Annotated in this window: 27 protein-coding genes; 25 read left to right on the forward strand and 2 right to left on the reverse strand. The window is 53.5% G+C overall.

The genetic code is table 11. The features are described 5' to 3' along the window. Window positions 1-430 (reverse strand): hypothetical protein (locus ACML7B_RS03725; RefSeq protein WP_418539370.1); only part of this gene is annotated, 430 nt, incomplete at its 3' end. 254 nt (window positions 431-684) lie between these two features. Between ACML7B_RS03725 and ACML7B_RS03730 the strand changes: the two genes are divergently transcribed. From ACML7B_RS03730 to ACML7B_RS03825, 20 genes are all read left to right on the forward strand, one after another. Beyond that, window positions 685-1,281 (forward strand): hypothetical protein, encoded by a 597-nt coding sequence (locus tag ACML7B_RS03730; RefSeq protein ID WP_418539371.1) that lies wholly within the window; start codon window positions 685-687, stop codon window positions 1,279-1,281. Next, a complete protein-coding gene (locus tag ACML7B_RS03735) occupies window positions 1,281-1,748 on the forward strand; it encodes a VanZ family protein (RefSeq protein ID WP_418539372.1) in 468 nt (155 codons plus the stop codon). Before ACML7B_RS03730 ends, ACML7B_RS03735 begins: the two co-directional genes overlap by 1 nt. A 16-nt stretch (window positions 1,749-1,764) precedes the next feature. After that, window positions 1,765-2,268, forward strand: a complete 504-nt coding sequence (locus tag ACML7B_RS03740) for a PH domain-containing protein (RefSeq protein ID WP_418539373.1) — start codon at window positions 1,765-1,767, stop codon at window positions 2,266-2,268. Beyond that, on the forward strand, window positions 2,255-3,787 hold the full coding sequence (locus ACML7B_RS03745; RefSeq protein ID WP_418539374.1) for a PH domain-containing protein: 1,533 nt from the start codon (window positions 2,255-2,257) through the stop codon (window positions 3,785-3,787). The genes ACML7B_RS03740 and ACML7B_RS03745 overlap by 14 nt, the downstream gene beginning before the upstream one ends. Window positions 3,788-3,829: 42 nt before the next feature. Next, window positions 3,830-4,438 (forward strand): nicotinate-nucleotide adenylyltransferase, encoded by a 609-nt coding sequence (locus ACML7B_RS03750; RefSeq protein ID WP_346707045.1) that lies wholly within the window; start codon window positions 3,830-3,832, stop codon window positions 4,436-4,438. Then, on the forward strand, window positions 4,414-5,949 hold the full coding sequence (locus ACML7B_RS03755) for an RNA-binding domain-containing protein (RefSeq protein ID WP_418539375.1): 1,536 nt from the start codon (window positions 4,414-4,416) through the stop codon (window positions 5,947-5,949). The genes ACML7B_RS03750 and ACML7B_RS03755 overlap by 25 nt, the downstream gene beginning before the upstream one ends. Window positions 5,950-5,965: 16 nt before the next feature. After that, on the forward strand, window positions 5,966-8,671 hold the full coding sequence (locus ACML7B_RS03760; protein ID WP_418539376.1) for an NYN domain-containing protein: 2,706 nt from the start codon (window positions 5,966-5,968) through the stop codon (window positions 8,669-8,671). 72 nt (window positions 8,672-8,743) lie between these two features. Next, window positions 8,744-9,421 (forward strand): response regulator transcription factor, encoded by a 678-nt coding sequence (locus ACML7B_RS03765; protein WP_418539377.1) that lies wholly within the window; start codon window positions 8,744-8,746, stop codon window positions 9,419-9,421. Window positions 9,422-9,437: 16 nt separating this feature from the next. Then, window positions 9,438-10,817, forward strand: coding sequence for a sensor histidine kinase (locus ACML7B_RS03770; RefSeq protein WP_418539378.1), 1,380 nt, complete (start codon window positions 9,438-9,440; stop codon window positions 10,815-10,817). 37 nt (window positions 10,818-10,854) lie between these two features. Continuing rightward, entirely contained in the window at window positions 10,855-11,373 is a 519-nt protein-coding gene (locus tag ACML7B_RS03775; protein ID WP_346707040.1) for a peptidylprolyl isomerase, read from the forward strand. A gap of 28 nt (window positions 11,374-11,401) precedes the next feature. After that, entirely contained in the window at window positions 11,402-12,343 is a 942-nt protein-coding gene (locus ACML7B_RS03780; RefSeq protein WP_418539379.1) for a DMT family transporter, read from the forward strand. A 51-nt stretch (window positions 12,344-12,394) separates the two neighbouring features. After that, window positions 12,395-13,246, forward strand: a complete 852-nt coding sequence (locus ACML7B_RS03785; RefSeq protein ID WP_346707038.1) for an energy-coupling factor transporter ATPase — start codon at window positions 12,395-12,397, stop codon at window positions 13,244-13,246. Beyond that, window positions 13,231-14,085, forward strand: a complete 855-nt coding sequence (locus ACML7B_RS03790; protein ID WP_418539380.1) for an energy-coupling factor transporter ATPase — start codon at window positions 13,231-13,233, stop codon at window positions 14,083-14,085. The genes ACML7B_RS03785 and ACML7B_RS03790 overlap by 16 nt, the downstream gene beginning before the upstream one ends. Continuing rightward, complete coding sequence (locus ACML7B_RS03795; protein WP_418539381.1) at window positions 14,082-14,906, forward strand: energy-coupling factor transporter transmembrane component T family protein; 825 nt, start codon at window positions 14,082-14,084, stop codon at window positions 14,904-14,906. Before ACML7B_RS03790 ends, ACML7B_RS03795 begins: the two co-directional genes overlap by 4 nt. Window positions 14,907-14,970: 64 nt before the next feature. Then, complete coding sequence (truA, locus tag ACML7B_RS03800) at window positions 14,971-15,726, forward strand: tRNA pseudouridine(38-40) synthase TruA (RefSeq protein ID WP_418539382.1); 756 nt, start codon at window positions 14,971-14,973, stop codon at window positions 15,724-15,726. After that, complete coding sequence (locus ACML7B_RS03805; RefSeq protein ID WP_418539383.1) at window positions 15,704-16,858, forward strand: aminotransferase class V-fold PLP-dependent enzyme; 1,155 nt, start codon at window positions 15,704-15,706, stop codon at window positions 16,856-16,858. The genes truA and ACML7B_RS03805 overlap by 23 nt, the downstream gene beginning before the upstream one ends. A 135-nt stretch (window positions 16,859-16,993) precedes the next feature. Next, entirely contained in the window at window positions 16,994-18,268 is a 1,275-nt protein-coding gene (locus ACML7B_RS03810; RefSeq protein WP_418539384.1) for a double-cubane-cluster-containing anaerobic reductase, read from the forward strand. Window positions 18,269-18,296: 28 nt separating this feature from the next. Beyond that, window positions 18,297-18,557, forward strand: a complete 261-nt coding sequence (locus tag ACML7B_RS03815) for a DUF3343 domain-containing protein (RefSeq protein WP_106789856.1) — start codon at window positions 18,297-18,299, stop codon at window positions 18,555-18,557. Window positions 18,558-18,726: 169 nt separating this feature from the next. Next, on the forward strand, window positions 18,727-19,773 hold the full coding sequence (locus ACML7B_RS03820) for a CobW family GTP-binding protein (protein ID WP_418539385.1): 1,047 nt from the start codon (window positions 18,727-18,729) through the stop codon (window positions 19,771-19,773). Between the two features lie 15 nt (window positions 19,774-19,788). Further along, a complete protein-coding gene (locus tag ACML7B_RS03825; RefSeq protein ID WP_346707033.1) occupies window positions 19,789-20,730 on the forward strand; it encodes a GTP-binding protein in 942 nt (313 codons plus the stop codon). A gap of 468 nt (window positions 20,731-21,198) precedes the next feature. Here the strand turns inward: ACML7B_RS03825 and ACML7B_RS03830 are convergent, their stop codons facing one another. Next, entirely contained in the window at window positions 21,199-22,224 is a 1,026-nt protein-coding gene (locus ACML7B_RS03830) for a LacI family DNA-binding transcriptional regulator (protein WP_418539386.1), read from the reverse strand. 270 nt (window positions 22,225-22,494) lie between these two features. Between ACML7B_RS03830 and ACML7B_RS03835 the strand changes: the two genes are divergently transcribed. The 5 genes from ACML7B_RS03835 to ACML7B_RS03855 form a co-directional block, all read left to right on the forward strand. Then, complete coding sequence (locus ACML7B_RS03835) at window positions 22,495-23,817, forward strand: ABC transporter substrate-binding protein (protein WP_418539387.1); 1,323 nt, start codon at window positions 22,495-22,497, stop codon at window positions 23,815-23,817. 24 nt (window positions 23,818-23,841) lie between these two features. Next, window positions 23,842-24,723, forward strand: coding sequence for a carbohydrate ABC transporter permease (locus ACML7B_RS03840; protein ID WP_418539388.1), 882 nt, complete (start codon window positions 23,842-23,844; stop codon window positions 24,721-24,723). Further along, entirely contained in the window at window positions 24,695-25,546 is an 852-nt protein-coding gene (locus ACML7B_RS03845; RefSeq protein WP_346707031.1) for a carbohydrate ABC transporter permease, read from the forward strand. The genes ACML7B_RS03840 and ACML7B_RS03845 overlap by 29 nt, the downstream gene beginning before the upstream one ends. 4 nt (window positions 25,547-25,550) lie before the next feature. Further along, window positions 25,551-26,651, forward strand: a complete 1,101-nt coding sequence (locus tag ACML7B_RS03850) for a sn-glycerol-3-phosphate ABC transporter ATP-binding protein UgpC (RefSeq protein WP_346707030.1) — start codon at window positions 25,551-25,553, stop codon at window positions 26,649-26,651. A 15-nt stretch (window positions 26,652-26,666) separates the two neighbouring features. Further along, window positions 26,667-26,781, forward strand: a 115-nt coding sequence (locus ACML7B_RS03855) for a hypothetical protein (RefSeq protein WP_418539389.1), incomplete at its 3' end; no start/stop codon positions are given.

The raw sequence follows: 26,781 nt of genomic DNA on the forward strand, positions 1-26,781 counted from the left end.
CTTCAGATTGGTTGTCCTCTGTACATGTTCTGATCTTTTTGGCCATGGAGGAATAGTACGCAGATGTGGGGATCAGAGTGTCATTTCGCTGATACTCAGATAGTGCGTGCTGGAAGTACGCTGTCAGAAAAGTAGTCAGAGTACCTCTGTCTGGATTGTAGGAAGGCAATGCTTCACGGAAAGTAATGTAAAGTATGTTATACAGTTCATTGTGGACGTCCTTTGTCTGTATGCCAGGGCCGTGGTCCCATATGAACTTATGGATGAAATTGCTTGTGTTTTGGTGCAGTTTTTCAATGCATGCAAGGGTTTCCGGAGCATCTGCGCCGCAGATGGTGGTTGCTTGGCGGTATTGTTCATGCAGTTTTGTGATTTTAAGCAGCCTTTCGTCGGGCTGTTTTTTCTTTTCTTTGCTTTTAGAAAAAGACATACCTTCTCCTCCTTTTTTTCGGGGAATAAATCCCCATTATTTACTCCTATTTTATCAGATTTTGTCAGAAATTAACAGAAAAATCGTCGATTGACATTCTATAAAAGCAATGATATATTTATCCCAATAAAAGCATTTACATTTCTAGCTGTTCCCTTCTTAGCGGCATCTGCCGCGTCGAACATTCAGACAGGATCTGTCAGAAGAAATCTCAATGCTTTGTATCCCAATCAAACAACGCAGAGAGGTTTGTCATGATCTTTGAGGACAAGAGGAAACTGCTGGAACTGTACAATGCCATCAGTGGGAAACACTATGAGGATCCGGAACTTCTGGAGATCAACACTCTGGAGAATGCTATCTACGCGTCCATGAAGAATGACCTGTATACGGTGAAGGAAGAAGACCCCATGCTGGATCTGAAGGTGCTGATGCTGAATGTGAACCAGGGCCATAACCCGGAGTTGATGGAGGTCTGCCATACCCTGTGGGAATACGCGGAGTATACGGGGCGGGTGAGGAAGTACGCCAAAGAACAGCCCATTGCGGAGGCGGTGGAACGGGCCATCACAGAGTGTATCCGGGAGGGGATCCTGAAGGAGTTCTTGGAGAAGAATCGCAGGGAGGCGAAGAACGTGAGTATCTATGAATATGACCAGGAAAAGCATATCCGGCAGGAGCGGGAGGAAGCTTGGGAAGCTGGAGAAAAGGCTGGAAGAGAGGCTGGTCAGATGGATAAATTGCAGGAATTGATCCAGAAGAAGCTGGCCAAAGGGAAGACCATCCCGGAGATCGCGGAGGCTCTGGAAGAAAGTGAGGATGTGATCCGGCAGTTGATCGCAGAGTTATAATGAAGAAGAGGGTTTGGACCACTGCAGTTATTATCTGGACGATGTTGATTTTCTGGTTTTCTGCGCAGCCGGCGGACCAGTCGGAGGACATGAGCTTATCTGCAGGCCGGATGGTTGGCAGGATTTTTATCCCGGAGTATGAGCAGTGGCCGCAGGAACGGCAGACGGCTTTTGCGAGGAAGATTGACTATCCTGTGCGAAAGGCGGCCCATGCTTCGGAGTATGCGCTGCTTGGATTCTTGTTGGCAGGAATGTATTATAGTTATGGATGGACAGGAAAGCGCTGGTTGATCCTGAGTATTGCAAGTGGAGTACTCTATGCCTGCTCAGATGAATCCCACCAGCTTTTTGTGCCTGGAAGAGCAGGACGGATATCGGATGTGCTGATTGACAGCGGGGGAGTGCTGGCAGGTGTTTTGCTTGTGCTGGCGCTGCGGATTTGGGGAAGTAGACAAAGATCGGAATGAGGGAGAGGACAGACTGATGGAATACGAGAAATTATCAAAACGGGCGCTTTATTGTATGTATGCGGCGGGAGTTGTGACCGGCGTGGTGGTTCTGCTGGTGATCGGTGTGGTAAACCTGCTGTGGTTTTTCCCAAAGGATCTTTTCCTGGGGAAGGTCATTTCTCTTGTGCTGGTGATCCTGACTCTGGCGGATGTGCTGGTGAGCCCCTACTTCCGGTATCACCGGTACCGCTACAGTATCAATGAGGAATGTATTGACATCCGGGAGGGATATCTGTTTGTGGAGCGCAATATCGTTCCCATTGAGCGGCTGCACAAGCTGCAGACGGTAAAGGGTCCGCTGGACCGGTTCTTCCGGGTGGCTAAAGTGGTGGTGACCACCGCGGGCGGCGATGTGACCATCCGCTTCCTGGAAGAGGAGAAGGCGGAGGCCATCGCGGAATCTCTGAGAAACCGGATCAACCAGATCGTGAAGGAAGAGCGAAATGCAAAGGAGCAGGCAGCAGATGGACAGGCATAGTGAGAGATTCCGGAATCATATATCCATTGTGGCGGAGCAGCTGGGAAGGGGACTCTGGTTTGTGGGAGCCGTGGCTGTAGGCGGCGTCGTCCAGAATGTGCGGGAGGCGGCGCAGCTGGCACAGCTTGGCCGGGAAGCAGGCGGCGCGGTTCTTCAGGGGCTTCTGGTGGCGCTGGTATTCCTGGTGATCCTGGTCGCATGGCAGATCCTGGTCTGGGCAAGGACCTTTATCTCCATTGACGGCACCACGCTGGTGATCCAGCGGAATACCCTGAACCGGAAGGTAAATACCATTGGCATCGGCAATATTTCCAACGTCAATACAGAGCAGAATTTATTTGAAATGCTGGTGGGCACCTGTAAGATCAAACTTGACACCAACAGCCTGTCCACCGCAGATTCCACGGACGTGAAGATCGTGCTGAAGAAAAGGGAGGCGGAGGCCTTTTGCGCTCGCATTACCCGGATTATGGAGGAACTGGCGGGGGGACAGGAGATGGCGCCGCAGGAGAACCCCGGGATGGAACCTGGCCGTGAAACACTTTCATCGGCGGACGTCCTGGGAGGAACGAAAGGGGCGTCTCTTGGCGCTATGCTGGTCCACGGTTTCTACCAGGCCAGCTTTATCTCCGTCGGGATCGTGCTCCTGTGTCTTTTGGGCGCCGGAGTGACGGCGGCAGACTCTCTGAGCCAGGGGAACCTGGGGAAGAGTATCGCAGAGATGCTGCTGGGCGCGGCGGTGGTGCTTCTTATCTTTGTGTCGGCGGTCTGGGACCTCATTAAAGGTTTCATCCAGTATTATGATTTTAAGGTGCTGCGCCGGGAGGACAAGCTGTATATCAGCTACGGGCTTCTCAAGAAGGTGCGCTATACCATTCCCGTGGACAAGATCAACGCTTTGAAAATAACCCAGTCCATCCAGGGAAGACTGACAGGCCGCTGGATGGCGGAGATCATCAACGTAGGAATGGGGGACGACCAGGAGGACCGGAAGTCTTTCCTCCTGCTCTACGATAAGAAGGACCGGAACGCACAGCGGATCCGGGAACTGCTCCCGGAGTTCGCCGGCGCCATGGAAGGCGAGCCTGAGCGTTCTCCACGCAGGGTGTGGGGTATCTGGACCGTCGGGCTTCTGGTGTGGGCCGGAGCGCTTCTTGTGGGCGCCTTTGGGGCGGCAGAGTTCTGGCCACAGTACCGGCGCTGGATCTTTGGGGCGGCAGTCCTGGTATTTGGATGGACCCTGCTTATGCAGGTCTTTGCTTACCGGACAGCGGGGATGTGCGTGAAAGGGGATTTTCTCATCCTTTCCCAGGGGTATCTGGGCAGGCGGTCTCTGGCTATCCGGTTTGGGAAGATCCAGTATCTCAGACTGAAACAGAATGCACTGGCAAGGCGCTGGAAGATGGCGAAAGGGCAGGTGTACCTGCTGGCAGGGAGCAGCGACCGGAGCCATAAGATCCCCTATTTCCGGGAGGAAGTATCACGACAGCTAAAAGAAGGTATCTTAGACAGAAAATAGCGGCGGTACAGGAAGCACTGCCGCGGATGTGAGGGTGAAAACATGGAGAAAACAGGAGTTGTAAACGGAAGATTTCAGGTGCTTCATTTAAAACATATGGAATATATCCTGGCCGCCAAGATGCGGTGCAGGAAGTTATACATCGGGCTGACCAATCCGGACAGCCTCCATACCAGGGAATCGGTGAACGACGAGAACCGTTCAGCCAGGTCCGCCAACCCGCTGACCTATTTCGAGCGGTACCAGATGATCCGGGGGGCCATGAAGGAATTCCATGTCCCGGAGTCAGAATATGATATTCTCCCGTTCCCTATCAACTGCCCGGAGTACCTGCTCCAGTATGTGCCCAAGGACGCGGTGTACTACATGGGGCTTTGCGACGAGTGGGACGAGGAGAAGTATAAGATCCTGCGGAGTTTGGGGCTTAAGGTGGAGATCCTGTGGAGAAAGACGCTGGAAGAGAAGGGCGTTACGGCCTCCTGGGTGAGGGGCTGCATTGCCGCGGATCAGGAGTGGGCCCATCTGGTACCCAAAAGCGTGTACGCGTATCTGACGGAGAACCACCTGGACGAGCGGATCAAACGGCTGGAGCAGATGCGGCTGGATGAGAAGGACGCAAGCCTGGTGTGGAGCGAGAAGAAGGAAGAGTAAGAGAGGTGAAATCTGTGGGTTTTGATATATCCCAATTTGATTCTTACCGTGAAGACAATCGTTGTGAAGTGAAGAAGGCCAAAGGTGGGCTTCCAGATTCGTTGTGGGAAACGTATTCTGCTTTCGCTAACTGCTATGGCGGAGTTATTATCCTTGGCGTAAAGGAAAATAAAGACGGCAGCTGGCATATGACCGGACTGGACAATGCGGCAAAACTGCGAAAGGACTTCTGGGATACGATCCATAATAAAAATAAGGTTTCGATAAATCTGCTGACGGATAGTGACGTAGAGATATTTGAAGAAAACAGCGGCGTTATAATGGTTATCCATGTCCCGAAGGCGAAGCGAGAACAGAAACCGGTATATATAAACGGAGATATGTTTAGCGGAACTTTCCGCAGAAACTGGGAGGGAGACTATCACTGCGGCCGCAGTGAGGTGCTCGCGATGCTCAGGGATCAGCCGGAAGAAACTGCAGATATGAAAATCCTGCAGGATATGTCTCTTGATGTACTCCATTCAGAGACTGTACATGCCTACCGTAACAGGCACATGGCATATAGAAGAGAACACGTATGGGAACGCTTAAGTGACGAAGAGTATTTGGAGAGAATAGGCGCGGCGAGGATGTCTGCAAGTGATCATGCGTTGCATCCCACGGCCGCCGGACTTCTTATGTTTGGAGAAGAATATAAGATATTATACGAATTCCCCGAGTATTTTCTAGACTACCGGGAAGTATTGGATCCGACGATCCGCTGGACGGACAGGCTGCAGTCCAGTTCGGGGGACTGGACGGGTAATTTGTTCGATTTCTTCTTCCGGGTTTACGGAAAGATCGTGAAAGATCTGAAAATCCCTTTCAAGCTGGAAGGAATCACCCGGATAGATGATACTCCTGTGCACAAGGCACTGAGAGAAGCATTTGCGAATTGCATTGTAAATACAGACTTTTATCTCCCCCGGGGGATTGTGATAAGGAAAGACGTAGATTCTATAACCATGGAAAATCCGGGAAGTATCCGGGCTGGGAAAGCGCAGATGCTCAAAGGCGGCATTTCCGATCCCAGAAATAAAGCGTTGATGAAAATGTTTAATCTGATCGGTATCGGTGAGAGAGCCGGAAGCGGCGTGCCTGATATCTACAGTGTGTGGAAACAGCAGGGTTGGGAGCAGCCAGAGGTTCTAGAAGAGTACGGAGCTGACAGAACCATTCTGAATTTATCATTTGTAAAGAGCGTAGATAAAAAAGCGCTGATAAAAAGCGCTGATAAAAAAGCGTTGATAAAAAGCGCTGATAAAAAGAAATTGACGAATAAAACCAGACAGCAGTTAGAAAAAATAACAGAATGTATGGAGCCTGACAAAGAATATAGAATAGCTGAGATAGCAGAATTCCTTGGGGTTAAAGAGACAAGAACCCGCGAATTGGTAAGAGAATTGATACAGCTTAAGAAAATAGAGGCGTTGGGGAAAAATAAAGGCCGCAGATACAGAAAAATAGTATAGCAGAAAGAGGTTTTTCATGGGAAATACGTCTGAGCAGAAAAGTAAATATCTTACCCTGGCTCTTTTAGCCCACGTGGATTCTGGCAAGACCACCCTTTCTGAGGCCATCCTTTATCTGCAGGGCAGGATCCGGAAGCTGGGCCGGGTGGATCATAAAGACGCCTTCCTGGATACGGAAGAACTGGAGAAGAACCGGGGGATCACCATCTTCTCCAAGCAGGCGGTGTTCGGGCTGGGAGATAAGACGGTGACCCTTCTGGACACCCCGGGGCACGTGGATTTCGCGGCGGAGATGGAGCGGAGCCTCCAGGTGCTGGACTGCGCGGTGCTGGTGATAAGCGGGGCGGACGGGATCCAGGGGCATACCCGCACTCTGTGGAAGCTCTTGGAACGATATCAGATCCCGGTGTTCCTTTTTGTCAACAAGATGGACCAGGCGGGGACGGACCGGGAAGCCATCATGGAGGAGCTGCAGGCAGGGTTAAGCGGAAGCTGCTTGGCTTTTGACCAGGGGGAGACGCCCCAGTTTCTGGAAAATGCAGCCATGTGCGACGAGCAGGCGCTGGAGGAATATTTACATACAGAGCATGTAGGGGAAGAGACTCTCAGGAAAATGATCCGGGAGCGGAAGTTATTCCCCTGTTATTTTGGTTCGGCATTGAAGCTTACGGGAGTTCAGGAGTTCCTTGCCGGGCTTGACCGGTATGCCGCAGGCTTTGGAGAGGGAAAGACGTCAGGCGGGGATCCCCGGTTTGGCGCCAGGGTGTACAAGATCTCCCGGGACGGCCAGGGGAACCGGCTGACCCATCTGAAGATTACCGGCGGGAAGCTGCGGGTGAAAGACGTGCTGGGGACCGACGGGGAGAAGGTGGATCAGATCCGGATTTATTCCGGGGACAAGTATGAACTGGTCCAGGAGGCAGAAGCCGGGATGATCTGCGCGGTCACCGGGCTTGGACATACATTTCCGGGGGAGGGCCTGGGCAAAGAGCCGCCCGCGGCCGTGCCCATGCTGGAGCCGGTGTTGAGTTATCAGATCTTCCTGCCGGAGGGGTGGGAAATCACAAGAGCCATGGGAAATCTGCGGCAGCTGGAAGAAGAAGATCCCCTGCTCCGGATCGTGTGGCAGGAGGAACTGGGAGAACTGCACGCCCAGGTGATGGGAGAGGTGCAGATTGAGATCCTGAAGGAACTGATCCGGGAGCGCTTTGGTATGGAAGTGTCCTTCGGGGCGGGGAGTGTGGTCTACAAGGAGACCATCCGCAATACGGTGGAGGGAGTGGGACATTATGAACCTCTGCGGCATTACGCGGAAGTCCATCTGGTGCTGGAACCGGGGGAGAGGGGCAGCGGAATGGTCTATGCCTCTGACTGCAGCGAGGATGTGCTGGACCGCAACTGGCAGCGGCTGGTCCTTACCCATCTGGAAGAGAAGCGGCACCGGGGCGTGCTTACGGGAGCGGAGCTTACCGATGTGAAGATCACCCTGACTGCAGGGAAATCCCATCTGAAGCATACGGAAGGAGGCGACTTCCGGCAGGCCACTTACCGGGCGGTGCGCCAGGGCCTGATGCAGGCAGAAAGTGTGCTTCTGGAGCCTTACTATGACTTCCGGCTGGAACTGCCCACCGAGAACCTGGGGCGGGCGCTGACGGATATCCAGCGGATGAAGGGAGAATTTCAGCCGCCCCAGACGGTTGGCGAGAGTTCTGTGCTCACCGGGAGGGCGCCGGCGGCAGGGATGAACGGCTACCAGATCCAGGTGGCAGGCTACACCGGAGGCCGGGGGAATCTGTCCCTTGTCTTCGGAGGCTACGGACCCTGTCAGGATCCGGAGGCAGTGATAGAGGCAGCAGGGTACGATCCGCTGCGGGATCTGGAGAATCCGGCGGATTCCATTTTCTGTTCTCACGGGGCAGGGGTGAGTATCCCCTGGGATCAGGTGCCGGAACATATGCACCTGGAATCTACCCTTGATAAGGAACGGAAGCGGGAAGCTGCCCGGGAGGAGGCGAAGAAAGGAACCACCCCGGGAGCAGGGAGCCGTCCGGGCGGCGCGGCAAAAAGCGTGGAGGCGGAGCAGGAACTGGAAGAGATCTTCATCCGCACCTACGGGAAGATTGAGAGAAAGCGGCCGCCGGAGAGCAGGACGGTGCTTACGCCGGAGGAGAAGAAGCGTCGGAAGAAGGAAGAGAATCTGCGGGAATATCTGCTGGTGGACGGCTATAACGTGATCTTTGCCTGGGAGGATTTAAAAGACCTGGCCAAAGACAACATTGACGGGGCCAGGAACCGGCTGATGGATATTCTGTGCAATTATCAGGGATATAAGAAATGTACGGTGATCCTGGTCTTCGACGCCTACAAGGTGGAGGGAGACGCGCTGGAGATCCAGCGGTATCACAACATCCATGTGGTTTACACCAGGGAGGCGGAGACGGCGGATCAGTATATTGAGAAGGTGGTCCATGAGATCGGACGGAAATACCATGTGACGGTGGTGACTTCCGATGGCGTGGAGCAGGTGGTGACCCTGGGACAGGGCGGGACCCTGATCTCTGCCCGGGAATTCCGGGAAGAGGTGGAGATGGTCCGCCGGGAGATCCACAGAGAGTGGGAGGCCCGGCGGGACGGGAGGAAAACGTACCTTTTCGACGACATGGACGAGGACCTGGCGGAACATATGGAGGAAGTCCGCCTGGGGAAGAAAGAACTGGAATAGACGGGATTTTAATCTGATTTTCATCTTTGGCAGGTATCCTGATATCAGGAAAGAAAAGCAGGAGGGATTGGGATGCGGTTACTGGTGGTAGAGGACGAAATCTATCTTCTGGACATTTTGAAGAAGCGGCTGCAAAAAGAGCACTATAGTGTGGACGCCTGTGAAGACGGAGAGGAAGCCTGGGATTATATCCGGGTCACCCAGTATGACGGGATCGTGCTGGACATCATGCTCCCGGGGATAGACGGGATCGAGATCCTAAGGCGGATGAGAAAGGAAGGAAACCACACGCCGGTGCTTCTTCTGACGGCCAGGGACAGCATTGAGGACCGGGTGGCCGGCCTGGACGTGGGCGCCGACGACTATCTGGTGAAGCCTTTTGCCTTTGAAGAGCTGCTGGCCAGGATCCGGGTGATGCTGCGCCGGCAGAATGAGGTGCGTCCCCAGGAGGAAGTCTATCATCTGGCGGATCTTTCTGTGGACTGCAAGAAGCATGAAGTGACCCGGGGCGGGCAGATCATTGATCTTTCTTCCCGGGAATTTGCCCTGCTGGAGTACCTGATCCGGAACCAGGGGCTGGTGCTCTCCAGGGAACAGATCGAGGAGCATATCTGGAGTTATGACTATATGGGGAGTTCCAATATGGTGGATGTTTATATCCGGTATCTGCGCAGGAAGATCGATGAGGGTCAGGAAAAGAAGCTGATCCAGACGGTGCGGGGAACCGGGTATGTGCTGCGGGAGCCTTAGGAGAAAGGAGCGGCGGATGAAGAAGCTGTCGATCAAACTGAAAGTGACCATCTGGTACACGGCCTTTGTGGCGGCAGTGGCCCTGCTTGCGCTGGGGATCATCGCCCTTTTCGCCGGGCAGATGTTCCGGTCCGGGCAGGAGGAAGAACTGCGGGGCGAGGTGGCGGAGTTTGTGGAGGAGCTGGAGATCTCCGAGGAGGGCTACGAGACGGAAGAAGGCCGGTTCTACGAAGATGACATTGTGTTCAGCCTCTACAATGACCAGGGAGAACTTCTGGCAGGCAATGTGCCGTCTTCTTTTCCCCTGGACACCACACTGAAGAATGGCGTGGTGCAGACCATTTCTTCCGGCCAGCGGGAATGGATGACCTATGATGTGGCGGTGGCCTATGAGGGCGGCAATGTACTCTGGGTCCGGGGGATCACCTATATGGGCCTGGTGTCTACCATGTCCGGCGGGATCCTTATCCTGTCCTGCCTCTTGTTCCCGGTGCTGGTGGTGCTGGCGGCGGCTGGGGGATTTCTGATCACCCGGCGGGCCTTTGCCCCGGTGGAGACCATACGGAGAACAGCGGCGGAGATCGCGGGCAGCGGCAATCTGTCCCGGCGGGTGCCGGTGGAAGCCTCCGGAGGAGAGATGCGGGAACTGGCGGAAACCTTCAACGGAATGCTGGGGACGGTGGAGGCCACCCTGGAGGATGAGAAGCGCTTTACCGCGGATGTGTCCCATGAGCTTCGCACTCCGGTCTCTGTGATCCTGGCCCAGGGCGAGTACGCCCTGCTCCCGGACGCTACAGAGGAGGAGAAGCAGGAGGCGCTGGAGGTGATCGTGGGACAGGGAAAGAAAATGTCCGCCATGATTGCCCAGCTCCTGGAGATGGCAAGAAGAGAGAAGGGCGCGGGAACGGCCAGCAGGGAGGAGATCCATGTGGGTGAGATCCTGGCCGGGATAGCAGAGGATTTAAAGGATCTGGCCGGGGAAAAACAGATCACCCTTCAGGCTGAAAGTGAAGGGGATCCGGCGGTGTGGGGAGAGCAGACCGCATTTACCCGGATCTTTGTCAACCTGGTCACCAACGCCATCCAGTACGGGAAAGAAGGCGGCCATGTGTGGCTTAAGGCCTGGGTGGAAGGAGATCAGGTCCTGTGCACGGTGCGGGACGACGGGATGGGGATCCGGGCGGAGGAGCTGCCCCATATCTTCCGCAGATTCTACCGGGCGGATAAGTCCCGGACCGGACGGAAGACGGCGCATGCGGGGCTTGGGCTTTCCATGGTCCAGAACCTGACCGAGTATTTTGGCGGGTCCATCCGGGTGGACAGCCAGGAAGGGAAGGGAACGGTGTTCGCTCTTTATTTTCCTGCTTTACGAAAGCCGGACAATCCGCTACAATAGAGAGTACAGTTTAAGAGAAAAGGAAGGTATGACAAAAATGGCAGATCCAATTGTGACCATTGAGATGGAAAACGGCGATATCATGAAAGCGGAGCTCTATCCCCAGATCGCGCCGAACACGGTGAATAATTTTATTTCCCTGGTGAAGAAAGGGTTCTATGACGGACTGATCTTCCACCGGGTGATCCGCGGGTTCATGATCCAGGGCGGCTGTCCGGAAGGAAGAGGGACCGGCGGTCCGGGCTACCACATCAAGGGTGAGTTTGCACAGAACGGGGTGGACAATCCGCTGGCCCACACAGAGGGCGTGCTGTCCATGGCAAGAGCCATGCACCCGGATTCCGCGGGTTCTCAGTTCTTTATCATGCACAAGACCTCTCCCCATCTGGACGGGGCTTACGCGGCCTTTGGCAAGATCATAGAAGGCATGGATGTGGTGGATAAGATCGCGGGAGTCCAGACGGATTTCCAGGATCGGCCGCTGCAGGAGCAGAAGATGAAGAAGGTGACGGTAGACACCATGGGCGTGGACTATCCGGAGCCGGAGAAAGCCTAAGGATTTGGGACAAAGGAAGCGAGTGTAGATGGAACGGTTCTATCAGAATACGGCGGCCAGGGTATTTCTGGCTTTGGTGTGCTGCGCCTTATGGGGCAGCGCATTTCCGTGTGTAAAAATTGGATATGAGATGTTCCAGGTGGAAGGGGCAGGCAGCCAGATTTTGTTCGCTGGATACCGGTTTTTCCTGGCCGGCGTCCTGACCTTTATCCTGGCCTGCGCGCTGGAGAGAAGGCTGGTGGTGATCCGGCGGTCTTCTCTTCCCTATGTGTTCGGCCAGGGGATCCTGCAGACCACCGTCCAGTACGTGTGTTTCTATATCGGACTTTCTAATACGACCGGGGCCAAGGGATCGGTGATCAATGCCTCCAATGCATTTTTCGCTATTCTTGTGGCCCATTTCCTGATGAAATCCGAGAAAATCACCTGGCAGAAGGCGGTGGGCTGTGTCATCGGGTTTGCCGGAGTGATCGTGATCAACCTGGCGCCGGGAGGCCTGGGAGGCGGATTCCATCTGGCGGGGGAAGGGCTGATCCTTCTCTGTTCCTTTGCCTATGGGACCAGTTCCGTGACGCTGAAACTGATCTCTGACCGGGAGAGCCCGGCCGCCATCACGGCATATCAGCTTCTGTTCGGCGGGGCGTTGTTGATCCTGATCGGGGTTCTTGCCGGTGGGCAGGTGGGACATTTCACCCCGTCTTCCACCTTGCTTCTGATCTATCTGGCGCTTCTGTCTACCATCGCGTTTACTCTGTGGGCAGAGCTTTTGAAATATAATCCGGTGGGGAAGGTAACGGTCTTTGGCTTCAGTATCCCGGTGTTCGGGGTGGCGCTTTCCGCCCTGCTCCTTGGGGAAGACATTTTCCGGCTTCAGAATCTGGCGGCGCTTGCGCTGGTGAGCCTGGGGATCGTGGTGGTCAACCTGCAGACCGGCAAGCCGGCGGAAGCCTTGCAAAATGAGGCGGGATAACGTACAATAGGAACAATTGAGAGAAGAAGCGTGGCAGGAGGCAGAATATCCATGGAAATGGTTCAGGCGAAACAGCTGGTATTTGAATATGAGAAGCGGGATGAGGACGGCAATGTGATCGGAAGCTCCCGCGCCATCGACCAGGTGGATCTGGATGTGAAGGAAGGGCAGTTTATTGCCATCCTGGGACACAACGGATCCGGGAAGTCCACCCTGGCCAAGCACATCAATGCCATCCTGGTCCCTACAGAAGGTACGGTCTGGGTGGATGGCAGGGACACCAAGGATCCGGAGGAACTCTGGAATGTGCGCCAGAGCGCGGGCATGGTGTTTCAGAATCCGGACAACCAGATCATTGGTACGGTGGTGGAAGAGGACGTGGGCTTTGGCCCGGAGAACCTGGGAGTGCCCACCGATGAGATCTGGCAGCGGGTGGAGGAAAGCCTGAAGGCGGTGGGAATGCTCTCCTACCGGTATGCCTCTCCCAACAAGCTGTCCGGGGGGCAGAAGCAGCGGGTGGCCATCGCGGGAGTGGTAGCCATGGAGCCCAAGTGCATCGTGCTGGATGAGCCTACCGCCATGCTGGACCCCATGGGGCGCAAAGAGGTGCTGAAAACGGTGCAGAAGCTGCGGAAGCAGAAGCAGGTGACGGTGATCCTGATCACCCACTACATGGAAGAGGTGGTGGACGCGGACAAGATCTATGTGATGGATCACGGCCATGTTGTGATGGAAGGGACGCCCAGAGAGATTTTCTCCCGGGTGGAGGAGCTGAAAAGCTACCGGCTGGACGTGCCCCAGGTGACCATCCTGGCGGATGAATTGAGGAAACGTGGACTGGATATCCCGGCGGGGATCCTGAAGAAGGAAGAATTGGTGGAAGCGTTATGTCGATTAAGATAGAGCATTTGAACTATATATACAGCCCGGGGACGGCCTACGAACGGCAGGCGCTCAAAGACATCTGCCTGGAGATCCTCCACGGGGAATTTGTGGGGATCATCGGCCATACCGGATCCGGGAAATCCACGCTGATCCAGCATCTGAACGGACTTGTGCGGGCCACCAGCGGGAAGATCTATTACAACGGGGAAGACATTTACCAGGAAGGGTATGACATGCGGGCCCTGCGAAGCCAGGTGGGGCTGGTCTTTCAGTACCCGGAGCATCAGCTCTTCGAGGTGGATGTGATGACGGATGTGTGTTTCGGCCCCAGGAATCTGGGCCTTGATCCCAAAGAGTGCGAGGAGCGGGCGCTGGAGGCGCTTCGGCTGGTAGGGCTGAAGGAGAAGTATTACAAGTCTTCGCCCTTTGAACTGTCCGGGGGACAGAAGCGGCGGGCGGCCATCGCGGGCGTGCTGGCCATGCATCCCAAAGTGCTGGTGCTGGATGAGCCCACGGCGGGGCTGGATCCCAAGGGGCGGGACGATATCCTGGAGCAGATCGCCTATCTTCACCGGCAGACGGATATGACGGTGATCCTGGTATCCCACAGTATGGAGGATATCGCCAGATACGCGGATAGGATCATTGTGATGAACCAGGGAGAGGTGCTCTACAATGACACGCCCAGGAAGGTGTTCGCCCACTATCAGGAACTGGAGCAGGTGGGGCTTGCGGCCCCCCAGGTAACCTATATCATGCATGATCTTAAAGAGCAGGGCTTCCCGGTGAGCGTGGATGTGACCACGGTGGAGGAAGCGGTTCAGGAGATCATGAAGGCAATGGAGAAGGAAGCATGATTCGAGATATTACCATCGGACAATATTATCCGGCAAAAAGTATCCTCCACCGGCTGGACCCGCGGGTGAAGATCGTCTGCACCCTTCTGTACCTGATCTCCCTGTTTTTGTTCCGGAATCTTGCAGGGTATCTGGTGGCCACCGTCTTTCTGGCGGGGATCATCCGTATGTCCAAAGTGCCTTTCTCCTATATTGTGAAGGGATTGAAGCCCATTGTGCTGCTGCTTCTGATCACCGTCCTTTTCAACCTGTTTCTCACCAGAAGCGGGGAGGTGCTCTGGCAGTGGTGGATCTTCACCATCACGGCAGGCGGGCTGAACACGGCGGTGTATATGGGGATCCGGCTGATCTACCTGATCATCGGGTCGTCCCTTATGACCTTCACCACCACGCCAAACGCGCTGACCGACGGCATTGAGGAACTTTTGGATCCTCTGAAGAAGATTCATGTGCCGGTCCATGAAGTGGCCATGATGATGTCCATCGCCCTGCGGTTCATTCCCATCCTTCTGGAAGAGACAGATAAGATCATGAAGGCCCAGATCGCCCGGGGGGCAGATTTGGAGAGCGGGAACATCATCCAGCGGGCCAAGAGCATGATCCCGATCCTGGTGCCCCTCTTTGTGTCCGCCTTCCGACGGGCCAACGATCTGGCCATGGCCATGGAGTCCCGGTGTTACCGGGGCGGAGAAGGGCGGACCAAGATGAAGCCCCTGCGGTACCATAAGAGAGACTATATTGCGTATATTGTCGTAATTATTTATGTAATAGCAGTGTTCGTGATCGGAAGGTACGTTTCACTGCGTGTCTGGGTGTTCTAATTGTAGCTGAAATTAATTGGGGACGTGGTATTTTTAAAAATACCACGTCCCCAATGGAGGTTTTATGAAAAGAGTCAGAATTGTTGTCGCTTATGACGGGACGAATTATTGTGGCTGGCAGATCCAGCCTAACGGGATCACCATCGAGGAGGTCCTGAACAAGGTGCTGTGCGATCTTACGGGGGAGGAGATCCGGGTGATCGGCGCCAGCCGCACGGACTCGGGAGTCCATGCCCTGGGGAATGTGGCGGTGTTTGACACTCAGTCCAGGATCCCGCCGGAGCGGATGGCCTATGCCATGAACCAGCGGCTTCCGGAGGATATTGTGGTGGTCCGCTCGGAGGAGGTCCCGTTAGACTGGCACCCCAGATACCAGCCGCGGATCCGGAAGACTTATGAATATCATATCTATCACAGCCAGACGCCCAATCCGCTGCGTCGCCGGTATTCTACCTTTGTGTCCTTCCCCCTGGATGTGGAGAAGATGAGAGAAGGTGCCGCCTTCCTTCTGGGCACCCATGATTTCGCCAGTTTCTGCAGCATCCACACCAATGTGGAGGACACGGTGCGCACGGTGGAGGAACTGGAGATCACAGAGAATGGGCCGGAGATCACCCTGCGGATCGCGGGGAGCGGATTCTTATACAATATGGTGCGGATCATCGCGGGCACGCTGATCCGTGTGGGCAGGGGCTTTTATACCCCGGAGCGGGTCCGGGAGATCCTGGAAGCCCGGGAGCGCACGGAAGCCGGAGTGACCGCCCCGCCGGAAGGCCTTGTTTTAGTGGAGGTGTGTTATGGAGAATCAGATTTACTTTGACAACGGAAGTACGTCCTGGCCGAAAGCGCCGGGAGTGGCGGAGGCAGTAGGCGGTCTCCTCACCCGGGGGGCCTTCAACATCAACCGGGGCAACTACGAGGGAGCCTACGAAGTGGAGGGCATGGTGCTGGAGACCCGGGAGCAGCTGGCCCGGCTCTTTGGCGCGTCTTCCTCCAGAAATGTGATCTTCACGCCCAGCGTCACCTACTCCCTCAATTATTTCATCAAAGGATTTCTAAAGCCCGGGGACCATGTGATCGTCACCGGCATTGAGCACAATGCGGTGATGCGCCCCCTCTGGCAAATGAAGAAGCAGGGGGTAGATTTTGACGTGGCGGCCACCGACCGGGAGGGGACGGTAAGTCTGGAGAGCCTGGAGGGGCTGATCCGGGAAAATACCAAAGCAGTGATCGCCTCCCATGCTTCCAATGTCTGCGGGACGGTGACGCCCATCCAGGAAATTGGGGAGATCTGTCGCAGACACCATATTTTCTTCGCAGTGGACAGCGCCCAGAGCGCAGGAACTCTGGATATCCGGATGGAGGACTGGGGCATTGACTTTCTGGCCTTCACCGGACACAAAGGCCTTCTGGGGCCTCAGGGGATCGGCGGGTTCCTCCTGTCGGAAGCCCTGGATCAGGAAATGGAGCCGCTGATCGCCGGTGGTACCGGAAGCCAGTCGGATTCTTATGAGATGCCCCGGACGCTGCCGGATAAATATGAGAGCGGGACCATGAATCTTCCGGGGATCGCCGGGCTTCACGCAGCCCTTTCCTATCTGGAAGAGACAGGGATCCAGACGATCCGCCAGAAGAAAATGGAACTGACCGGATATTTCCTGGATCAGGCGCGGGAGATCCCGGGAGTCCGGATCGTGGGAAAACAAGGGATCCGCGACCGGGTTGCGGTGGTGTCCCTGGATTTCCAGGGACTGGACAATGCCCAGGCGGCCTTCGCCCTGGAGCAGGAGCGGGGAGTGATGACCCGGGTGGGACTTCACTGTGCGCCGCTGGCCCACCGGACGTTGGAAACCTACCCTCAGGGGACGGTGCGCTTTGCTTTTAGCGGGGCAAATACCAGGGAAGAGATCGATTGCTGCACGGCTGGGATCCGAGAATTATTTTCAGTATAGAATCTATAAATAAACAGCGAAATATATCAGAAAAATCAATGGGGCGCCGACCGGGATTCCATTGTTTTGCCCCGGGAAACATGGTACGGTAAATCTAGTTTATAGATTACGCAAGAGTAAGGAGGAACGTAAGAAATGGCTGATTACCGTAAAATGTGGGAAGAACTTGGAATGGACCTGGAGACCCATGACCAGCTGTGCGCCGTGCTGCCCCAGGCATTCGGGGACGTCTATCTGTCCCAGGAGAACCGCCCGGAGAGTATGGATTACTATAACATGGTGGTTGCGGATATCCACGGTATCCGCCCGGCGGAGCTGATCGAGCACCAGAAGAAGGGCGGAAAGGTATTCGGAACCTTCTGTGTCTATGTGCCGGATGAGATCGTGTTCGCGGCAGGCGGCATCGCCACCGGGCTGTGCGGCGGTTCCCAGTTCTGGGTGCCCGGCGGGGAGAAGGTGCTTCCCACCAATACCTGCCCGCTGATCAAGGCTTCCGTGGGAGCAAGACTGGACCGCACCTGTCCATTCTTCCGGATCGCGGATATCTACGTGGGAGAGACTACCTGCGACGGAAAGAAGAAAGCCTGGGAGATCCTGGCGGAAGATGTGCCGGTCTATGTGATGGACCTGCCGCAGATGAAGCGGGCCAAAGATATTCAGGCCTGGGCGGAGGAGATCGCGGCCTTCAAGGACAAGGTAGAAGAGGTTACCGGAAATAAAGTGACTGCCGAGTCTCTGGCAGAGAGTATCCGTCTTATCAACGGCAAGAGAAAAGCCCTGGAGCGTCTGTATGAGACCAGGAAGAATGACAAGCTTCCCATCAGCGGCCGGGATGTACTTCTGATCTCCCAGATCGCGTTCTATGACGATCCGGGAAGATTTACCCAGATGACCAACAAGCTGTGCGACGAGCTGGAGCAGCGGATCGCGGACGGCGTCAGCGTATTCCCGGAAGGGACCAAGCGGATCATGCTGACCGGAACTCCGATGGCCATTCCCAACTGGAAGATCCACAATATCGTAGAGACCAGCGGCGGCGCGGTAGTCTGTGAAGAAATGTGCACCGGAACCCGTTACTTTGAGAAACAGGTGGACGAGAGCGGTCAGACTGTAGATGAAGAGATCCAGGCGCTGGCCAACCGGTACATGAACATCAACTGCGCCTGCTTCACGCCCAACACCGGAAGGATCGACGACATTCTCCGGCTGGCGAAGGAGTACAAGGTAGACGGTATCATTGACATCAATCTGAAATTCTGCAACCTGTACGATACAGAAGGCTATCTGGTTGAGAAGGCGATGAACGAAGCAGGGATCCCGGTACTTGGCATCGAGACCGATTACACCGACAGCGACGCTCAGCAGCTGCGCACCCGAATCAGCGCATTTATTGAAATGCTGAACAACTAGGAAGGATTTGCAAGAAGGAAGGATCTGTATGGAGAATATCCAGCATTATGTGCTGTTTCCCAACCATGACAACGGGATGCGGCTCTACCGGGAACTGAAGAAGATGGGGCTTAAAGCAACCATCGCGCCCACGCCCCGGGCGGCCAGCAAATGCTGCGGCATCTCGCTGATCGTACAGGAGGAGGATCTGGATAAGATCCGGGAATGTGTCCGGGAGCAGGGGATCGAGATCCTGAAGATCGTGGCTCTGGAGCGGGATATCAACGCAAACCGGGACCGGTATTGTTAGAAAAACAGACTGTTTGCATGAAAGCCTCTGGTTTCTGAGAATTTCTCTCAGAAACCAGAGGCTTTTGACTGTCTGCCGCTGGAAAATAGAAAAGGTTTGTGCTAAGATAAAAAACGGAGTGAAAAACAAACGCGAAACGGCGCTTGCAAATAAAAAAGGAGTGTTGACAATGACAAAAGTAGATGTTATCTCAGGATTCCTGGGAGCCGGGAAGACCACATTTATCAAAGAGCTGATCAATAAAGTCTTTGTGGGAGAGAAGCTGGTGCTGATCGAGAATGAATTTGGCGAGATCGGCATTGACGGCGGATTCTTAAAAGACGCAGGGATTGAGATCACGGAAATGAATTCCGGCTGTATCTGCTGCACCCTTGTGGGAGATTTCAGCAAGGCTTTGCAGAAGGTGCTGGAGGAATATCATCCGGACCGGGTGATCATCGAGCCTTCCGGCGTGGGCAAGCTGTCGGATATTGTGAAAGCCATCGAGGACGTAAAGCGGGACGCGGATATTGAGATCAGCGGCAGGATCACGGTGGTTGACGGGAAAAAGGCGAAGATGTATCTGAAGAATTTCGGGGAATTCTTCCAGGATCAGGTGGCCCACGCTTCCACCATCGTGATCAGCCGGACCCAGTCCATGACTCCGGAGAAGATCGAGGAGTGCGTGCACATGCTCCGGGAGGAGAATAAGGAGGCCACGATCATCTCCACTCCCTGGAAGGAACTTGGCCAAGATGCCATCATCCGGGCGCTGGAGCATGGAGCCCAGATCGAGGACTTGCTGGAAGAACACCATCATCATGAGCATGAGCACGACCATGACCATGAGCATTGCTGCGGTCATGACCATCATCACGAGCACGAGCATGATCACTGCCACGACCATCATCACCATGATCATGACCATTGCTGTGACCATGATCATCACCATCATCACGCGGATGAGGTATTTACAAGCTGGGGCAGAGAGACTGCTCACAGATATACGGAAGAGGAGATGGACTTCCTTCTGAAGGCCCTGTCAGAGACAGAAGGCTACGGGACCATCCTCCGTTCCAAAGGGATCATCGGGATGGCGGACGGAAGCTGGAAGCAGTTTGATCTGGTGCCGGAGGAATATGAGGTCCGGGAAGGCCAGCCGGACTATACCGGCCGTATCTGTGTGATCGGCACAGATCTGAAAGAAGAGGAACTGGAGAAACTGTTCCATATTTAGAAAGGCGGGGATCATATGAGTACACCGGTATTTGTGTGTACAGGATTTTTAGACAGTGGAAAGACCACCCTTGTCAAGGATACGCTGATGGAGCAGGACTGGATCGAGCCGGGCCTGACCCTTCTGATCGTGTGTGAGGAAGGAGAAGAAGAGTACTCCAAAGAATATCTGGAGGCCCATGAGATGGTGATGCTGACGGTGGAGGAGCCGGAGCAGCTGAACCGTGAGTTCTTTGTCAACTGTGTGAAGAATTATCATCCCTCCCAGGTGGTCATCGAGTACAATGGAATGTGGAACCTGGGAGAGCTTCTGAGTAAGAAATATCCCAAAGGCTGGGAGATCCAGGGGATCTATTCTACTGTAAACGGAGAAACCCTGGACATGTATCTGAAGAACATGCGCAATCTTCTGATGGAGCAGCTGACAGAATCCAGTCTGATCGTGGTCAACCGCTGTGACCGGTCGGTGGACCGCTCCGGGTTCCGCCGGGCGCTGAAGGTGCAGAATCCGCTGGCCCAGCTGATCTTTGAAGATCCGGAGGGGCAGATCATACAACCCTCGGCAGAGGATCTTCCCTATGATGTGAAAGGCGACCGGATCGTGATCGAGGACATCGACTTTGGCGTCTGGTATGTAGACGCCTACGATCATCCGGGGCTTTATCTTCACAAGGAGATCGAGTTTGTAGCCCAGGCGTTCCGCCCCAAGGGAATGGGGGAGGACATGTTCGTCCCGGTGCGCAAGATCATGACCTGCTGCGCCAACGATATGAGGTTCTATGGATATCCCTGCAAGGTTGAGAAAGGGACGAAGGTTCCTCTTAAGAAATGGATCCGCGTGACCGCCCGGTTTGAGTTTGAGCCGGTGCCGCCCTATGGAAACCGGCAGCCCGTGCTCTATCTGGTCCGGATGGAGCCGGCGAAGAAGCCGGAAGAAGAAGTGGTGTATCTGGGATAAATTCGGGTTTGTAGGGATGACATGGCAGCGATCAGACGCACGAAAACGGAGTCAGCCCCTGCAGCGAATCCGAAAATGTTCGCGAAGAATCCTTAACATCAAAACACAGAAGATTTCATGACCAGAGCAATTCGCCGGGAAATCTGATGATTTCCCAGCTCAGGCTCTTTTCAGATTTGACTGGAAGTCAAATCTTCCCATGAAATCTTCTGTGTTTTTCTGTAACGGATTCTAATGCTCCAATACGGATTCTCTGCAGGGGCTGACTTCGTTTTCTATGCATTCTGATTCTGTCAAGACATGTACAAAGCTCTGGAGGTATTTTTGCCGGCCGCAGGCCGACTAACACTTGCCAGGCTTTTGTCGGGACAGTTGGCGATAAGGCGGGGTCCGGATGATTGCGGAGGTTAAGCGTTAGCCTCGGAGCAATCGCCGCTCCCGCCTCTCGGGAAACATCCGCCAGGGAAATTATTCTGTGGTCTTCCGGCGGATGAGGACGGGAGTGATGACCTCGTGGACCGGTTCCTTTAAAGGCGCGGGCCTGCGCTTTTTACGTTCTTCCATCTGGGAAGAAAGCAGTTCCATAGCCTTTTGGGCGATGACGGAGATCTGTTGTCCTACCGTACTGATGGGGAGGACGGCCTCTTCAGAGATGGGGGAGTTGTCAAACCCGATGATCCGGTAGGTGTCCGGCAGTTTCCCATATCGCTGGAATAAAAGATTCAGAAGGACGTTTGCGTGAGTATCATTGGGCATGAAAATGCCCTTTTTCTTATTGGGATATTTTTTCTCCAGCCCATCCAGAAGTTCCAAGATCCTGGTTTTGTTTTCGGTGAAAGAATTCCCCAGATCCGTCAGGATCAGTTCATAGGGGAAATCAGCTTTTTCACAGGTGTCTACAAAGCCATGGATCCGCCCGGAAGAGGGAATGGAGTCGGGAATATCCGCGTTTACATGGATCAGGACGTCGCACTGGATTTTCTGAAGGAGGCTTGCAGCCTGGACGCCCCCCATATAGTTGTCGGTGTTGACGCTGGAGATGTACTGGTCCTCCCGTTCAATGCCCACAACGGGAATGTTGTAGGAGGCAAGCTCCCTGGAAGAGATGGTAGGACTTAAGATGATCATGCCTTCAATATTGTAGGCAAGAAGTTCTTCAATGTATCTGCGTTCAATATTCGCCTTGGCATTTCCGGCAAAAACAAGGAATTTATAGCCAAAAGATTCATAAGTGTCCAGAAGCTGGTTGAGCATTTCTGAATAGTAATGCATATAAAGATTGGGGACGATCACGCCTACGAATTCTGTTCTGCCGCTGGCCAGGATCCGTCCCACTTTGTTTTCTTTATAATCCAGCGCTACCAGCGCGTCCGCGATCTTCTGCTGATTTTCCAGAGTAAGGGAATCAGGGTCGTTAAAATATCGGGATATGGTGGTTTTTGAAAAGTTTGTATAAGCGGCGATATCCGCAAAGGTCACTTTTTTGGATTTCATTGATATTGCCTTCCTTTTTGTAAATAGATATCTGACAGTTACAGTATAGCAGAGAAATCTGTTTGGAATCAATAAAGTAACCGGTAACAAAACCGGTTTTGTGAAAGTTGTACAGAAAAAGGAATGGGAAAATGGAAGAAGTGACGAAAGTGCTTTTTCCTGTTGACAGCCAGGCATTTCCGTTCTATGATTTCTATAAAAGAACCGGTTACTTAACCGGTAACGAAAACGGTTACAATGGATTGTTATGAAGAAGAAGGAGGAGATGAAATGAGAAAGCGTTTGCTGTGCCTGCTGGGGATTCTTTTTGCTGTGTCGGTCCTTGCAGGCTGTCAGCAGAAAGATCCGGAACCCGGCGAGGTGGCAGGATATGATGAAGGTGAAGAATATCTGTCCATCTGGGTCCACTCGATCGAAGACACCGAGGAAGGACAGGCATACAGAGAGTCTGTAGACAGTTTTAATGAGGCATATGACGGAACTTATTTTGCGGATATCGAGTTTGTGCCCAGGAATGACAGTGGAGGCGGTTACTCAGATAAGGTAAATGCTTCTGTTATGGCAGGAGGGCTTCCGGATGTGCTTACGGTGGACGGCCCGAATATATCTGCTTATGCGGCCAACGGGATCATCCAGCCACTGGCAGATCTAACTGAGGAGGAAGAAAGTGAATATCTTCCCTCCATCATCGAACAGGGAACGGTAGATGATGACCTGTATGCCCTGGGCGTAATGGAGTCCAGTGTAGGCCTTTACTACAATAAGGACATTCTTGAGGAGGCGGGGATCGAAGTGCCGGACAGCGATCATCCCTGGACCTGGTCAGAGTTTACAGACATCCTTGAGGAACTGAAGCCGCTGATGGAGGAAAAGGACGGATATCCGCTGGATATGACCTTCCCGGTAGGCGAGACCAGTATTTATTACTTTGCCCCCTTTGTCTGGTCCGGCGGCGGGGAACTGGTCAGCGACGACGGCCTTACGGCGGACGGATACTTCAACTCAGAGCAGACGGCCGAGGCCATGGAGTATTTCCGGTCTGTGGTTGAAAATGGCTATATGTCGGAGGCTCCCATCGATCACTTGTTTGAAAGCGGCCGGGCTGCATTTAAGTTTGACGGCGCATGGGAAGTCAATACAGTTTACAACAGCTATCCGGATCTTGATCTGGGAGTCGCGCCCTATGTGGTCAGCGACGACTGGGACGGCGGAAGGTATACGCCCACAGGCTCCTGGGCATTTGCGGCTTCATCTGAGACAGAAGATATCGAAGGCGCCACAGAGCTGGTCAAATGGATGAGCGGCGTGGACAGCGGGATAAGGATCTGGGAAATGGCGAAGAGTTTCCCGTCTACCTACAAGGCATTTGAGAATATCGATGTGTTCCAGACGGACGAGAACTACAAGGCTTTGTACGACCAGTTGAGCAATTACGGACATCCGCGGCCGAAGACCCCGGCTTATCCTCAGGTGAGCACTTCTTTCCAGGAAGTACTGGAGAGTGTGGCGCTGGGAGGAAAGGACACACAGGAAGAGCTTGACAAGGCTGTGGAACGGATCAACTCGAAATTGGAACGTTATGCGAGGGAATAAGAGATGAGAAGAAAAAATTCAATCATGGGAATGGCATTTTTCGGACCTGCGCTGGTGCTGCTGACGCTGTTTTTGTTCCTGCCGATGCTGCTTACCTTTGGATTCAGCTTTACCGATTATTTTGCGTTGAATCCGGAACTGACACATTTCGTAGGCCTGGAAAATTATATCAACATTTTTAAAGACGACCTTTTTGTACAGTCGTTCTTAAATACCGTAAAATTTGTAGTTATCATCGTGCCGCTGCAGTGCGGCGGCGCTCTGCTCCTGGCGCTTGCCATCAATAAGGCGGCCCACTGCAAGAAATATTTTAAAGTGGCGTTTTTCGTGCCGGTAGTTATGTCGCTTGCAGTTGTGTCCACGCTGTGGATGCAGATCTACAGCCCGGAAGGGATCCTGAACACGCTGCTGGCAAATGTGGGGATTGATACCCAGCCCTTTATCCACAGCGCGGATCAGGCGCTGCCGTCCATTGCCATCATGAGCGTATGGCAGGGCGTGGGCTATCAGATGATCATTTTCCTGGGAGGTCTGCAGAACATCAGCCCTGCGCTCTATGAAGCGGCAGAGATGGATCACGCTACCGCCTGGCAGAAATTTAAGGATATTACCCTGCCGGAATTAAAACCACTGTGCGTGTTTGTGTTCATCACAGTTACCATCGGCGCGTTCCGGATGCTGGTACAGCCCATGGTCATGACAGGCGGCGGACCGGATCATTCTACTTACACGCTGGTATATGATATTTACGAGACGGGTACAGTCAACTGGGAGATGGGTCTGGCGTCCACGATGGCCATTGTATTTACGATATTTGTGGTAGTCCTGACGATCATCCAGAATATGCTGACAAAGGATAAGGAAGGAGGAGAAAAGCATGTTCACAAAAAAGCAAAGGCAAATTAACTGGATCCTTGTGGCGGTGCTGCTGGTGCTCTCCATTTTCTTCCTGTTCCCGGTGATCTGGATGCTGGCTAACTCCTTTAAGCCGGACGCGGCGATCACAGCGGACATGAATACCATTGCGGCGTTTATCCCGCCGGCCTTAAACGGCAGTTTCTTTGACAATTATATTTCCATTATCACGGACACCAGCTTCCTGCGGTATATGGGGAATACCCTTCTCTATGCGGCGATCCTGATCGTGCTGAGTATCGTGGTAAACGGCCTTGCCGGATACGCGCTGGCCAAGATCCGCTTCCCCTTCCGGGAGCAGTGGCTGATGATCATTATCATGCTTCTGATCGTGCCCACAGAGACGGTCATAACCATTCATTTCCTGATCATTGCCAAGGCGGGACTTTTAAATACCATCCTGGGCTATATCCTGCCGCTGATCGTGAATCCGTTTAACATCTTTTTGTTCCGCCAGGTGTTTGTCAGTCTGCCGGATGATGTGTACGAGGCGGCCCAGCTGGACTTCTGCGGCCCGGTGAAATACTTTTTCACCATGGTCCTGCCCATGTCCAAGACCGTTGTGGCAACAGTCAGCGTGTTTACATTCCTGAATGTGTGGAACGACTATCTCTGGCCCTCCCTGGTGTTTACCTCCAGCGATCTTCTGACGGCGCAGATCGGTCTGAATTCCATCACGTCCAATGAAAACACCACCATGGGTCAGACCCTGGCAGTTATCACACTTGTAACTATACCAGTCATCATCATCTACTCTCTGTTCTCCAAGCAGATCGTAGAGGGTGTTACTTCAACAGGTTCAAAGGAAGGATAAAAAGATGAGCTTTATAGAATTTAAAAATGTATGTAAAATGTATCCGGGATCAAAAGTCAATACAGTTGACGATTTTAATCTGAATATTGAAGAAAAGGAATTTATCGCGTTCGTCGGTCCTTCCGGCTGCGGGAAATCCACAACCCTGCGCATGATCGCGGGATTTGAGGAGATCACCGGAGGAGAACTCTACATAGACGGGAAGAAAGTCAATGAGATGGCTCCAAGAGACAGAGGCATTGCCATGGTGTTCCAGAATTACGCTCTCTATCCCCATATGACGGTGGAGAAGAATATCGGCTATGGACTGAAAAATATGAAGCTGCCTGCAGATGAGATCAAGAAGAAAGTAGACTGGGCCATTAAAGTGCTGGGACTGGAAGAGTACCGGACCCGCAAGCCCAAGAATCTCTCCGGCGGCCAGCGCCAGAGAGTTGCTCTTGGAAGAGCGATCGTGAAGAATCAGAAACTGTTCCTGATGGATGAACCACTTTCCAATCTGGACGCGAAACTCCGCGTCAGCATGCGGACTGAGATCAGTAAGCTTCACAGGGAACTGGGAGCTACCACCATCTATGTGACCCATGACCAGGTAGAAGCCATGACCATGGCTGATCGGATCGTGATCATGAAGGAAGGCGTGATCCAGCAGGTTGGGAAGCCTATGGAACTGTATGATCATCCCAAGAATCAGTTTGTGGCAGGATTTATCGGTTCTCCGCAGATGAATTTCTTTGATGTGACTGTGGAAAATAATGTTGTAACATTTGCAGATGGAAACAAGATCACCTTACCTGAAAATGTACTGCAGCTTCTGAAGGGACATGAAGGTTCTATGACCCTTGGTATCCGGGGCGAGGACATCAAGACCGAAGACCGGTATCTGGAGCAGTACAGGGAAAATATCCAGCATGCAGTCATCACGGATACAGAGGTTATGGGAAATGAGAACAACCTTTACTTCCAGTTTGGCGGTACGCAGGCGGTTGCCCGGGTATCCAAGTATGAGGTTGCTCAGGTGGGCGACACCATCGATTTCGTATTCATGCCGGAGAAGCTGCATTTCTTTGACAAAGAGACAGGAATTAACTACACAGAAGAGTAAAAGTACGGAGGCAGTATGAAAGGACAGCACAGATTACACTTAAAAGCGCCGGATAACTGGATCAACGATCCCAACGGATTTATCTATTACAAAGGGCAGTACCATCTGTTCTATCAGTATTTCCCCTATG

The organism is Massilistercora timonensis (assembly GCF_048354975.1).
GTDB lineage: Bacteria > Bacillota > Clostridia > Lachnospirales > Lachnospiraceae > Massilistercora > Massilistercora timonensis.